We start from the raw sequence: 13,666 nt of genomic DNA on the forward strand, positions 1-13,666 counted from the left end.
GCCGAACGCGCGGTGATTTCTGTTGGGCAGCGGGGGTTGCTGATCCTGAGGTTTGGAAATGGGCGCGGTTTCGCGGGTGTCCCCGCGAAGGCTAAAGACCTTTTATCAACCCCGACGGAGGTCGGGGCGCCTACCCCTCATTTAGGAAGCGACGCTCGGGGCGGCTACCCTGTTTCCCAATTCCTGCTCCCTTACTCCTCTTCCTCCCAATCCCCTTCCAGCACTTTTTCGATGACTTGCTGCGATTCGCCGAGGGTGGTTTGTTGAAGGGATTGCAGGCGGGCGCGGAGGTCCTCATCAAGGTGGCGGGCGGCGGCGGTGGCAGCGGCATTCCGCACGCGGTCCGATTCGTCAACAATGCCATCCAAGATTGCTGCGCGGGTCGCGGTGGTTGCCGTGTCAAGGGCCGATAGCGTCTGGTAGGCATCGGCGCGGGTGTGGTTGCTGAAGTCGGCGGTGGTGTATTCGGCCACGGCATCCGCAAGCCGGGAAAATTTCCCCGCAGTCACGGCGTTCAGCCACCCCTGCGCCAGTCGGTCGCGCCGCCCTTTCTTCCCTTTCATCTCCAACAAGTATGCCTCCAGCCCGGTGGTGTCGGTGGTGGCCAGCATTCCCAGCGTGGCGGCAATCACGCTGTAGCTGCTGTCGCGAAGCAGCGGGCGAAGCAGCGCGGGGCGTTCCTCATTCTGGAGCATCCAAGCATTCTCCACTCCCTCCTTCCGCACCTCGGCGTCGGGGTCGCGAAGGGCTTGGGCAACCATCTCCCTTCCTATCTCCTCCTCAATCGTTCCAATGCGGCTAATCATCTCGCGGCGCACAAAGGGGGAAGGCTCGCGCCGGAACTGCTCGGCAATCCCCCTCCCTTTGTTCTCTGCGTCCCTTTTTGGTGGCTTCATCCGGGCAAGCTCCTTCACGGCCAGCAGTCGGTCAATCATTCTGGGGGATTGAAGCTGCGCCAGCAACTCATCGGCGGTGCGGCGGAACTCCACGGTTTTCAGCAGAACCTCGCCGGCATCAAAAATCACGAACTTCGGTTGCGACGGAAGCGGGAACCGGAACGTATCGGCAGCGTGCGCAACCCAGATGGTGTCGGCCACAACGCGGTCGGTAAGGTGGAACTCCATCGGAACCGGAGCGCGGAACAACCCGGTAAGCGAATCAATGGTTTGCGTCTGCCGGACGATCAGTTGCAGCTGGCCATCCTCCCACGTTTTCTCCACCACAAATTGCGGCATCCCCGCCCCGTACACCCACTGCTGAAAGAACCAATCAAGGTTCAATCCGGTGGCATCCTCGAAGGCGATTTTCAGGTCGTTCGTCTCCACCAACCCGTGGGCGTGGCGTTGCAGGAACAAACGGTTTGCGCGCCAGAACTGAGATTCCCCCACCAAGTGGCTTAGCATATGCAGCACCCGCGCCCCCCGTTGGTAGATGTTGGCGGTGATTCCGTTGCCGTTGGCAATGGGGTTGCGCCCGGCCCATTTGTCGGTTTCTTCGGCGGTGGCTCCGGCATCGTACATCTCTTTTGCCAGAACGTCATCGCCGTAGTGGTTCCCGCAGAAGCGTGCGGCAAGGTAGGTGGCGTAGCTTTCGTGGATCCAAAGGTGCCCCCAGCTTCGGTTGGTGACCAAATCGCCGAACCATTGGTGGGCGGCCTCGTGGGCAATCAGTTCATCGGGGTTGTAATCCACCAGGCCGCGTTCGTCAACCAGCGCATAATCGTTCAGGGTGGTGGCGGTGGTGTTCTCCATTCCGCCGTACATGAAGTTGGCAATCATCACCTGCCCATATTTCTCCCACGGGTAGGGAACGCCCAGCATCGCTGCCAGATAGCGGAGGACCTGGGGTGTGCGCCCAAACGTTGGCGCCACACGCTCCGGCATATCGGGGTAGCTCCAGTACTCCAACGGAACTCCATCGGCGGTGTCGTGCGTCACCGAATAATCGCCGGCGGCCAGCATAATCAAGTATCCGGCATGGTCCTTTGTTTGGGACCAATGCCACGTTGCCGTGCCGTCGGGGTTGGGTGTGGCCGAGCGGAGCAGGCCGTTGGAAAGGAGCTTCCAGTTGGCGGGGATTGTGGCGGTTAGTTCGCTGGTGGCGCGGTCGTTCGGGTAATCGTACATCGGCAGCCAGTAGTGGTTGTCCTGGGCCTCACCCTGGGTCCAGATTTGGCTCCGTTGCCGCCGCGCGCCTCGACCCTTGGGGGTGATAAAATAGAGGCCCTTTTTCGGGATCACATCGTAGCTGATTGCCACGGTGAACGTGTCGCCGTACGGGCGGGGCGTGGGAAGCATCACCGTAAGCGTATCGCCGGAACGCTGATATTGTGCCGATTGCCCATCCACCGTGATGGCCGTGAAGTTCATGTTGGCCACGGCATCAAGCCGCAGGAAGGCAAGCGGGTTCCCCAGCGAGCGGACCCGATGCTGCACCATCCCGATCACCTCCTTCCGTTCCAGATTGAACCGAAGCTCAACCGCGATATGCTGAACGTCGAACGGATGGGAGCGCGCGCCGCCAAAATTGATGTCGAAAATGGATTGGGAGGCCGCCTGGCGAAACGGAAGCAGCGTGGCCAGCAGGCAAAAAGGAAGAAGGCAAAGAAGGCGCAGCAGCATGGCAGATGGAGAGGAAGAGGAATGAGCGGTTCGGCCAAATACAACAATCGCCATCCTTCAGGAAGGACGGCGATTGAAGCATGAACGACAATGAAAGCATTGAGAGCCACCACACGGACTCGAACCGTGGACCTGCTCATTACGAATGAGCTGCTCTACCAACTGAGCTATGGTGGCAGGCGATTGTTTGTCAAACGGGCTGCAAAGTTAGAACCATCCGCCCCGCGAACGCAAGCAGAATATAGGGAGAGATGTTTTTTTACGGGTTGGGGGTGGGGGTCGTCCCGACGGAGGTTGGGGCGGCTACCTCCAAAAACTCCCGAAGCGTTCCCCTCCGTCGCCCTGAAGGGGCATTCTATCACAGCCCAGGGCATCGCCCTGGGAATCGGGGAATCCGAGGAACCCGGAAATCGTTCCTCGAACATCCACACCACCTCAAAAAATATCCACCCACATGGGATGGATGCCGCCCCTTCAGGGCTGGTGTTGCCGGGTTATGGTTCTTTTCCCAGGGCGGTACCCTGGGCTGGTATGGGTCGCCCCTTCAGGGCTGGTGTGGCACGGGGTTTCGGCCTGATGGTGCCGAAGATGACACCGAAGGCTAAAGACCTTCGGCTACCCTTTGCGGCGGCAATCCCGACAAAGTCGGGGTAGCGGCAGGTCTTTAGCCTGCCCAGTCAGATGACGCCGAAGGCTAAAGACCTTCGGCTACCCTTTGCGGCGGCAATCCCGACAAAGTCGGGGTAGCGGCAGGTCTTTAGCCTGCCCAGTCAGATGACGCCGAAGGCTAAAGACCTTCGGCTACCCTTTGCGGTGGTTGTCCCGACGTAGTCGGGGTAGCGGCCCCGACCTCCGTCGGGATTGATAACAGGTCTTTAGCCTGCCAAGAGTCCACAGGCTAGCTCATCCCCGCAGAATCCCCATTCCCCCCTTTCACCCTGCTCCACCATTCGTCCACCGAGCGTTTTCCGCGAAGGAGTTCACGGAAGCCTTCGGTGGATTCCGCCACGACGGCGGCGCGGAGCGACTCCACTTCGTTGGTCAGCAACTCCATCATCTGGGCGTGGGTGGCGCGGATTCCATCGCGGCCCGCGGCGGCGGCCATCGGTTGCGGTTGCCCGATGCTGACGTAGGCCACCGGAAGCTCGTGGCGAAGCAGCTGGTAGCGGAACGCCACCGCCGCCACCATGCACCCGCCCAGCATCTGAACAAGATGCGCCGCGCCAGGATAGCCAACAATCGGGCCCGCGTCGTTCGGCACAATCACCCCTTGCGGATAGATCCACAACACCCGCGAGCTTCCCCGCAGCAGCTCCGCGCCGTACCGCAGCGTGCGGAGCGCCTGGCGGGGATGTTCCCGAACGATGGAGAACGCCCCGGCACGCGCAAAAAAACGGAAGCGATCCAGCTGCCGATGCTCCATGATGGCGTAAGCATCGTGGCGGCACGCGCCAAAGGAGACCAGGAACGGCATTGCCGCATCCCACCAACTGGAGTGGTTCGCCAGAAGGATCAGCGGGGTGCGGGCGGGGCCGCCGTTGTTCCAATCGGCAAGGTGGGGAAGCCCGCGTTCCAGAACCGCCGCAAACCGCCGCCGCGCCTTCCTGCGGAAGTACGCCGTAACCAGCCAACGGTGGAACGCACTGGGTTGGGCTTCAATCATAACGCGGATAGCATTGGATAGATGGATAGATGTTGGAGCCGCTCCCTCCAAAAACTCCCGAAGCGTTCCCCTCTTTCGCCCTGAAGGGGCATTCTATCACAGCCCAGGGCATCGCCCTGGGAATCGTCCCCCGAACATCCCACCGCCCTGAAGGGGCAGCCCCATTCATCACCCCTGCACCGACCGCACCCATTGGAAATCCACACCATCAACAAAACATCTAACCGGATGGAGGTCGCCCCTTCAGTTCCCAGGGCGGTGCCCTGGGCTGGTATGGGTCGCCCCTTCAGGGCTGGTGTTGCCGGGGGTTCGACCTGATGGTGCCGAAGGCTAAAGACCTTTTAGCAACCCCGACGGAGGTCGGGGCGGCTACCTCTTCCGGTGCTCATCCCGACGAAGTCGGGGTAGCGGCCCCGATCTTTATCGGGGCCCAGTGACCGAAGATGGCGCCGAAGGCTAAAGACCTTTTATTAACCCCGACGGAGGTCGGGGCGGCTACCCGTGCGGTGGGTGTCCCGACGAAGTCGGGGTAGCGGCCCCGATCTTTATCGGGGCCCAGTGACCGAAGATGGCGCCGAAGGCTAAAGACCTTTTATCAATCCCGATTCATCGGGACGGCTACCTCTGTTCGTGCGGCCTCCGGAAATGTCAGCAGGCGGTCACGGTAGTATTCGTATTGCTTCTGGCGGGCGGCGATCTCTGCCGGCAAGCCGATGCAAAGATCATTCACCAACGCGTCGAATTTGTCCAGGATGGAGACGATCTCTTGTTGGACTTCTAAAGAAGGAATCGGAATTGGGTAGCTCTTGATGACACCTGAACTCAAATCCCTTCGTGTACCTTGCCCAAGAGCTTTGAGCTTTTCGTACTCTTTGCTCACCCAGTAGAATACGTACCGGTAATTCGCTTGATCCGGGTTAATCTCCAAGTTGCAACAGTGCTGATTGGTCGTGAGTGGAATCTTGTTGATTGCAGACCGGGCAGCTGTTGCACCAGATATGGCCACAATGACACAGTTAGCCGGAATCCATTTTGCTCCTGACTCTTTGAGGCCCTTCTCTGTAATCCTGATTTCGGTATCATAAATGTCGGTATAACGAACCTCTTGAGTGCGAAGCCACGGAATATCACCGCCGTAGTAGTCGGGACGAGTAGAGAGGGGTGTTCCTCCAGAAGAAACCGACGTGCAAATCTCCCCCAACGTCCCCCACCTCACATCCTTCCGACCCTCAAAGCTGAGCAACTGGTCGCGGTAATACTGATACTGCTTCCGCCGCGCCACAAGCTCCGCCTGCAGGTTCGCCTGAAGTTCACGCACAAGCTGGCTGAACTTATCCAACACCCGCACGATTTCCTGTTGGATTGGGAGCGGGGGGATCGGGATGCGGATCTTTCTCACGTTTGGCACTGTCAGCTGCGGAATGCTACCACCGCTGTGAGTTATCTCAGTAATACTTAACACGTAATTGAGATACTCTGGTGTCAGCATCTGGCTGGGTATTAGCACGAGCAATCGCACAATTGGAGTGAACTTGGCTTCCCGAACTGCATGAAAACCAATGGTTCCACGTGCAGAGATTGTCACAGCTCGCTCCGCAATTCTGAAAGTATCAGTGTAGCCATATAGAGCATTCTCTTCTGAGCCGTTTGAATAGATCGGATACGGGAACTCATCCGAGGGAAGTGATTGACCCTTCTGATAATTTTCCGGCAGATCACCGCCTGCGGTTATAGATGTACAAACCTCTCCCAACTCCCGAAACTCCACCCCATTCGGGCAAAGCTCGGCGACCATTTGTTCGATGTAGTTCATGGGTTTCTGGGGTGTGGTGGTGGGTTAAAACTCGATCCCTTTCACTCCGCTCCAGGAGGTCCCAAGCCAGAGCACGTTCCCCACCGCAACGCCGCACCGTGCCGAGGTGATATCGGACTTCACCGGCACGAACGGTTTGCCCGGGATGGGGCTGGAAAACAGCCCGTGGTTGGTCCCAGCAACAAGCCGTTCGCCGGCGGAAATCAAGCAGGTGATCTCTTCGGCTTTGGCCGGCCCGCCCAGCGTTTTCCGCCACGATTTCGACGCACGGTTGTAGCTGTACAACCGGTCCACAAATCGCCCAAACGAGGGGAAGGTGCGGACGATTGCATGAAGGGTGTTCCCCTGCCAGGCAAACTGGTTGATGTCGGCCCCTTCCGGCAGGCCTTTTGTTTGCGGCTGCCAGCGTTTCCCGCCGTCGGTGCTGGCAAAAATTCCTTCGCCGGAAAGTGCTGCCCATAAGGTGTCGCCGTTGGCAAGCAATGCGGTCATCACTCCATCGGTGTGTTCGCCGATTGGGATGTTGGTCCATGTGTCGCCGTTGTTGGTGGTGGCGAACAATCCGCCCCACGTTACGGCGAACAGCCGCTCCCCCACGCTAACAAGCTGCGAGACCTGCGTCTTCTCAGGGAATCCCCCCTCGAGCGGAACCCATGATTTGCCGTTATCGGTGGTGCGTTGGATTCCGCCGTGGGTCATCCCGGCAAAGACAGCGCCGTTGTGGTTGGCGATGCTTTTCACCCAGCGGTCCGGTCCTGCGGCAAGGCGTTCCCACTGTTTTCCCCCTTTGCCCGGCTTGTCAACAATGGCATAGACCCCGTTGTCGGTGGCGGCAACGGCGGTTGTTGCGCTGGTGGCGGCAATGGCGTTAATGGCGGTGGCGGTCAGGCCCTCCATCGCCAGGGTCCAGTCCTTTCCATTGTTGTTGCTGCGGTGGATTCCGGTGATTGCGGCGGCAACAAGTTCCCCGCGGTGGGTGGCAACGTTGGTGATGTCGGAAGGTGCGTTGGGGATTCGGTCCCACGTTGTTCCGCCGTTGCTGCTGGTCCACGCGCCCGACTGGCGAAGTTCGGCGATCATCAGCTTGCCGGTTTGCCACAGTTCGCAGTATCCATCGCCAAGCACGGCTTGGATAAATCCGTTCCAGGAGTCGCCGCCATCTGTGCTGGTGAAAATCCCTTTGCTTCCGGCGGTGAACAAGGTTCCGTTGGCCATCATCACGGTGTGGCCCCAGTTGAATTCGGGAAGATCGTTCAGGATCATCTGCCACGTGTTGCCGCCGTCGTTGCTTCGCGCTGGGCCATTGCCGGTGGCAGCGTACAGGGTCCCCCCGCTGGCCATGATGGATTGGATGCTGGTGCTGGTAAGCCCTTTGTTGCGTGGGGAAAGGGTGCTGCCTTCCAGAACGAACAGCCCTTCAATATCGGTCCCAACAAAAAGGGTTTTGCCCACCATTTGCAGCGCGGTGATGTTCTTGCCAATCACTTCGCGCGGGGGGATCAGTTGCTTCCACGTTTTGCCATTATCGGTTGTTCGGAAAATCCCCCCGTTGCGTGTGCCGGCATAGACGGTTGCGCCGTCGGCAGCAAGGGAAAGAATCTCCAGGTGGTTGTTCCCAACGGCGGTGGCGCGCCACGGTCCGCCGCTGCTGCTGCTGGCGAAGACATCGCCCGTCTCGGTGCCGGCAAACAGCATTTCGCCGTTGGCCACAATGGCATTGACCGTTCCGCCGAACGGGCCGGCAGGGGGCATGGTCTGCGCCGATAACGGGGTGGAAAGAAGGAATCCCAGAAAGAACAACCGAAGAAGGTGGAGCATCGGTGAAATGGCTATGAGTTGAAGATTATGAGGGGTGCAAAGATAGGGCATGGGGGGATTGGTTGGTTGTGGTGTGGTGCTGGTGGCATTGGAAGGATTTCCCAAGCCAGCCGGGGCTTATCACTTCTCCATTTTTTTCTCCATCATCTCCACCATCTCGCGTTTTCCGTTCTGCCGTGCGAAGTCAATCACGGTTTGGTGATTCCAGTCAATGGCCATGGGGTCGGCACCGCGATCCAGCAGCAGGCTTGCCGCTTGGAAGGCACTGCTGCGGACGGCCCAGAAGAGCGGGGTTTGTTTGCGGAGGTCCTTCCGGTCAATCATTGCGCCGTGGTCCAGCAGATAGCCCACAACATCCGCCTTGTTCCCTTGCGCGGCGTAGTGGAGCGGGGAAGATTCGCCGGCGGAGTTGTGCGGGTCGGCATCGGCACCACGCTCAACCAGCAGGCGCACCATCGCAAGGTCGGCGTTCTCCGCCGCAGCATGAAGCGGGGTTACGCCGTTCCGAATGGCTTCAATCGTTGGGTCCGCACCGTGGTCCAGAAGGAACCGCACCATCTCGGTTTTGCCAGCGGCAGCGGCAAGGTGGATTGCCGTTGCGCCGTCGTCGGCAAACAGCGCTGCGGGGGCGTTGATCTGGGCATCGGGTTGGTGCAGCAGGAACTCCATCAGATCGGTATCCCCCGCCGCCGCGGCCAGATGCAAGGCCGTTGTTCCGGCAACGCCGGTTCGGTAGCTGACGGTTGCACCGTTGGCAAGCAGCAGTTCCAGAACATCGCGGCGGTCCTTGGCAAGCGCGATGTACGCCGTGCCGTTGATCCTCACATCGTCGAGGTTCTGGACAACCAGCACGGCCAGTTCCTCAAGGTCGCCATTGGCCCCTATCGAAAGGGCGATACTGGTTTCAAGCCCGCTTGGGTCGGGGACTTCGATGGGTTCATCGGTGGCCGCATCCGTTGGCTGATCGGTGGCTTCATCGGTGAGTTCATCCGTGACCTCATCGGCTGGCTGATCGGGATATTCTTGGGCATCGCCTTGCGGACCCATTGCGGCATCAATAAGGCTTATCAACTCAATGTTCCCGGTCTGCTGGGCAACCTGCGTCAGGAGCGTAGCTTCGGCATCTTCAATCCCGACCTGGGCCCCGGCGGCAATCAGCGTTTGGGTCAGGGCAATATCTTCCTGCTCGACTGCGGAAAAAATTGGCGTGCGTCCGTCGCTGTCGGCAATGTTGGGGTCGGCCCCGGCAGCAAGAAGCATCTCGGCAATGTCGGCATCACCATTATCCACCGCCAGCCAAAGCGGGGTTTGGCCAATGCTGTTTTCCACGTTGACCTGGGCCCCTTTGCTCAGCAGCACGGCGGCCACTTCTGGGTGGCGCAGCAGCGCGGCATCGTGCAAGGGGGTTGCCCCAACGTGGTCGGCATGGTTGATGTTGGCACCGGCGGCAATCAGCAGTTCGGCCATTTCTGCCGAGCGTGCGGCTTGCAGGGGCGTTACTCCGTCGTTGCTTTGGGCGTCAATGGCTGCGCGGTTCCGCAGCAGCAGCGCGGCCATTGCGGTATCGTTGGCGCGGGCGGCAAGGTGCAGCGCGGTTTCGCCGTCGGGTTGCGTGGCTTGCGCCAGTTTTGGTTTCTTTTTCAGCAGCTTCGCCATTGCCGCAACGTCGCCCGATTTGGCAACGGTGAAAACATCCTGGGCAGTGGCCATGCCGGAAAACACCAGCAGCCCCAACAGCAGCAGGAGCGATTGTGAAAGATTCATGATTGATGATGTTGTTGGATAGAGTTGCGTGGCTGGGCGTTCGCGCCCCCGCCAAGTAGCCGCCCCGACCTGGTCGGGATTGATGAAAGGTTTGTCGGCTTTTGGCCCCCTATCGGCAGCCCAGCCGTTGCCATGTTGCGCCGTGGTCTTCGGAGCGATAGGCGATATCCTCGACGGTGAGATAGAGGAGGTCCTTGTGGACCGCGAAGAACGAGGCGTAGCCCTGCGGGAAACGCCCGTCAATCGGCTGCCAACCGTCGCTGCCGTTGATGGAGCTGACGAAGAATTGATTCCCCGATGGATCGTCGCCCCCCATCAGGTAAAGGCTGTCGCGCCCTTCCATGATGCCGTACTGGCCCCCCATCCACGGCTTGTGGATCACCTTTTTTTCTTCCTGCAAGGTTATCACCACCTCTTTTCCCTCGATGCTCCACACCATCACCGGAGCCACTTGCTGGATTTGTGCGTTGTTGGGAATCGGCAAGGTTCGCCACGTCGCGCCGCCATTGCTGGATTCTTTCCAATACTCCTTGCTCATCTTCCCTGATCGCTTATCGGGCATACTCCCCATCAGGGCGTACATCATCGTTGGGGTTGCGGCGAACTCCGCCACGTTGCTGTCCAGCTTCACTTTTTTCCACGTGCTCTCCTCTATCTGTTTCCGGTGGATTGTGCCATCGCTCATCTTCACAACAACGCCCAAGTTGTTCGCCACGCTTAGCATCATTTCGCCGCTGGGAAGCTCAAGGTCCCGCCACCCGGTGCCTTCGCTGCGGCTGGCAAGCAGGATGTTCTGGTAACCATTGCCGACGGTTTGCACAATCATCTGCGTGCCGGAAAACCACCACCTGCCCGGGAAGGATTCAATCGGGAAGTTGGTCAGGTCCCAGGAGCGTCCGCTATCGAGCGAGTTGAACAGGATGAACGCGCTGGAGGAACCGAACAGCGTCCCCGACGGGGCCACCATCCCCATGCCGATGCAGCCGAACAGCGCGCTGTCGCGCGCATCGTCGAACAGGCTGAATGATTCCTGGGGTGCAACCTGGCAGGCCGCACGCCGCCACGTTGCGCCGCCATCGTTCGAGGTGGCGATGGAGTCCACCGTGCGGACGATCATCACATCCCGATCCCAAAACCAGTTGCCGATGTTCCGTGGCAGAACCGAATCCACCACAACCCAATCGGAGGGCTGGCTTGCCGGAGCCACGTAGTACGCATGGCCCAGGCCTTCCACGTCGTGGCCGGAGGCAAGGTAGATGTGGGTGTCAATGGAAAGGAGTTGGAACTGATCGGTGACAGATGCTCGGGATTGCCAGCTGCGCCCGGCGGTGGCGGAGGTGAACAGGCTATCGCCGCAGGTGACGGCCAGCAGCCCGCCGGAAAGGAGCGGTTCGCCGCAATCGGTGGCGGGGGGGATGAATGGTTCCCAGGTTACTCCATCATCGTGCGAAATCAACACGCTGGAAAGGGAGCTGGTAAGAAGGACCACTCCGGGCGCGGCATCAACGGAAGCAAGCTGGCCCCACGTGTCGGAAGGGATCGTGACCTCCTGAAGCGAGCTTCCAGCATCGGTTGTGCGGTAAAGTTCGCCGGTTGTGGTCATCACAAACGTTGCCGTTCCGGTGGTGACGATTCGCTGGACGTAGGTTCCAACAAGCGACTCCAGCACCTCCCACGTTTGGCCGTCGTCGGTGGAGCGATAGACGGGATAGGGGTTTCCACCATCATCGGCCCAGGGTGAGTTCGGGGCGGCGATGATTGCGCCGTTGGTGGGCACAATGGTTCGCAAGAACGGGTTCCAGAGGAACTCCACATCGTGCCATGTTTCCCCAAGATCGGTGGAGCGATAAAGCGCGAACCGTGCGGAATCCTGGGCAAGCCACGTTCCGGTTTCATGGGCAACAGCAAGGTCAACAAACTGGAGGTTGGTGGGGTTGGTGGGATCGTCGGATTGCTGCGCTTGCAACGGCGCGATTGCGGCCACCAGAAGCATGGCCCAAAGCCGCGCAACCCCGAAACGGAGCAGCAAGATTGCACGGGTCGCAGAAGCATTGTTGTTCCCGTTCATCATCAATGGTTATTGATTTTGGTGCGAAGTATTCACGTTGCCGCAGCAGTCATCACCGCAAGGGATTGCAAAACAGGGGAGTCCATCACCGTGTTGCGCACTGCGGCGCAATGATGGATCCCCCTGATAGCTTCTTCTGATAGCTTCCCCTGCCGGGCGTGCGGCAATGGGGTTGTGCGTGAAGCACCCCACCGCCGCCGCACCAGCTCCCCTAAAAATCTGCCGACCCCGGCGTGCGTGGGAAGGGGATGACATCGCGAATATTTTTCATTCCGGTTAGGTACATCACCATCCGCTCTAGCCCAAGCCCGAACCCCGCGTGGGGTGCCGAGCCATATTTCCGCAAATCCAGATACCACCAGTAGGCTTCCTCCGGCAGATGTTGTGCGCGGATTTTTTCCAGCAGAACATCGTGCCGTTCCTCGCGCTGGCTTCCGCCGATGATCTCGCCAATCCGTGGGGCCAGCACATCCATTGCCCGAACGGTTTTGCCGTCGTCGTTCAGCCGCATGTAAAACGCCTTGATCTCCTTTGGATAATCGGTGACAACCACCGGCCGCTTAAACACCACTTCGGTTAAGTAGCGTTCGTGCTCGCTTTGCATATCTATCCCCCAAGCAACGGGGAACTCCCACGATTTATCAGCCTTCAGCAGGATAGCGATTGCATCGGTGTAGGTAACGTGTTGGAAATCGCTTTCGGCCACGTGGGTGATCGTCTCCAGCACGGTGTCGTCCACCCATTTGTTGAAGAACTCCAGATCGGGAAGGCAGGTGTCCACCACGTGGGCAATGATGTACTTCAGGAACTCTTCGGCAACACGGCGGTTGTCGTCAAGATCACAGAAGGACATCTCTGGCTCAATCATCCAGAACTCCGCCAGGTGGCGGGGCGTGTTGCTGTTTTCGGCGCGGAACGTTGGGCCGAACGTGTAGATGTTGGTGAACGCGCTGGCGAAAATCTCCCCTTCAAGCTGGCCGCTAACGGTTAGGTAGGAAGGGCGGCCAAAGAAATCTTCGGCGAAGTTGATGCCGCCGGTTTCGGTGCGCGGAAGGTTCATCAGGTCCAGCGTCGTGACACCGAACATCGCCCCCGCACCTTCGGCATCGGAAGCCGTGATAATCGGCGTGTGGACGTAAAGGAACCCCCGCTCCTGGAAGAATTTATGAATGGCATAACAGACCGCATTGCGGACGCGGAACACCGCGCCGAAGGTATTGCTGCGGGGGCGCAAGTGGGCAATCTCCCGCAAGAACTCCATGCTGTGACGCTTCGGTTGCAGCGGGTAGGTGGCGGGGTCCGCAGGGCCGTAGATAAGGATGTCGCGGGCCTTCAGCTCCACCGATTGCCCCGCGCCAAGCGATGCCACAAGCTCGCCGCTGATTTTCAGGCAGGCTCCGGTCCCAATCTGCCGCATCGTCTCCTCGGGGATTGCTCCTGCCTCCACCACTGCTTGCAAATCCTTGAAGCAGGAGCCATCGTTCAGCTGGATGAAGGTAACGCCTTTGCTGTCGCGGCGGGTTTTCACCCATCCGCGGGCCTCAACAGCGGTCCCCACCGCCATTGCGAACATATCCTTGATGTACTCTCCGGTTCGAATCATAGTTAAATGAACGTTAGATGTGAACGAGAACTGCAGCCGCTGCCGGATTGCCACCCGGCTTGCTTCCGCGCCCCAAAATAGAACTCCCCTTCTGCCACACCAAACAGCGATACAGCTTGTTGGAGTGTTGGGTATCCTGGCAATACCAACTATGCTTGCAAACAGCAGCCGTGCCGCTGAGCCATAGGTTGCAGCCTTCACGAGAATGGCAGGCATAGCACCTCAATGCCTGCAGGAGAATCGCCAGCAAAAAGCACTGCTTCCAGCAACACAAGTGATGCCATTTGACGATATTCGGCATGGCGAACTATGCTTG

7 protein-coding genes and 1 tRNA gene are annotated in these 13,666 nt (G+C 59.3%); all 8 read right to left on the reverse strand.

Going from position 1 to position 13,666, the window contains the following annotated elements; translation table 11 throughout:
* Nucleotides 1-191 precede the first annotated feature (191 nt).
* Nucleotides 192-2,621: a hypothetical protein gene (locus IPM61_02955; GenBank protein MBK8910265.1), complete on the reverse strand. Its 2,430-nt coding sequence runs from the start codon at nucleotides 2,619-2,621 to the stop codon at nucleotides 192-194.
* 104 nt (nucleotides 2,622-2,725) lie between these two features.
* Nucleotides 2,726-2,798: transfer RNA gene (locus tag IPM61_02960), tRNA-Thr, on the reverse strand.
* A 721-nt stretch (nucleotides 2,799-3,519) separates the two neighbouring features.
* Nucleotides 3,520-4,284: a lysophospholipid acyltransferase family protein gene (locus tag IPM61_02965; protein MBK8910266.1), complete on the reverse strand. Its 765-nt coding sequence runs from the start codon at nucleotides 4,282-4,284 to the stop codon at nucleotides 3,520-3,522.
* Nucleotides 4,285-4,879: 595 nt separating this feature from the next.
* Entirely contained in the window at nucleotides 4,880-6,079 is a 1,200-nt protein-coding gene (locus tag IPM61_02970; protein MBK8910267.1) for a restriction endonuclease subunit S, read from the reverse strand.
* Nucleotides 6,080-6,121: 42 nt separating this feature from the next.
* Complete coding sequence (locus tag IPM61_02975; GenBank protein MBK8910268.1) at nucleotides 6,122-7,915, reverse strand: hypothetical protein; 1,794 nt, start codon at nucleotides 7,913-7,915, stop codon at nucleotides 6,122-6,124.
* 120 nt (nucleotides 7,916-8,035) lie between these two features.
* A complete protein-coding gene (locus IPM61_02980) occupies nucleotides 8,036-9,679 on the reverse strand; it encodes an ankyrin repeat domain-containing protein (protein MBK8910269.1) in 1,644 nt (547 codons plus the stop codon).
* A gap of 109 nt (nucleotides 9,680-9,788) precedes the next feature.
* A complete protein-coding gene (locus IPM61_02985) occupies nucleotides 9,789-11,750 on the reverse strand; it encodes a hypothetical protein (protein ID MBK8910270.1) in 1,962 nt (653 codons plus the stop codon).
* A gap of 208 nt (nucleotides 11,751-11,958) precedes the next feature.
* Complete coding sequence (asnS, locus tag IPM61_02990; protein MBK8910271.1) at nucleotides 11,959-13,350, reverse strand: asparagine--tRNA ligase; 1,392 nt, start codon at nucleotides 13,348-13,350, stop codon at nucleotides 11,959-11,961.
* Nucleotides 13,351-13,666: the final 316 nt, after the last annotated feature.

The organism is Chlorobiota bacterium (genome assembly GCA_016710285.1).
Taxonomy (GTDB): domain Bacteria; phylum Bacteroidota; class Ignavibacteria; order OLB7; family OLB7; genus OLB7.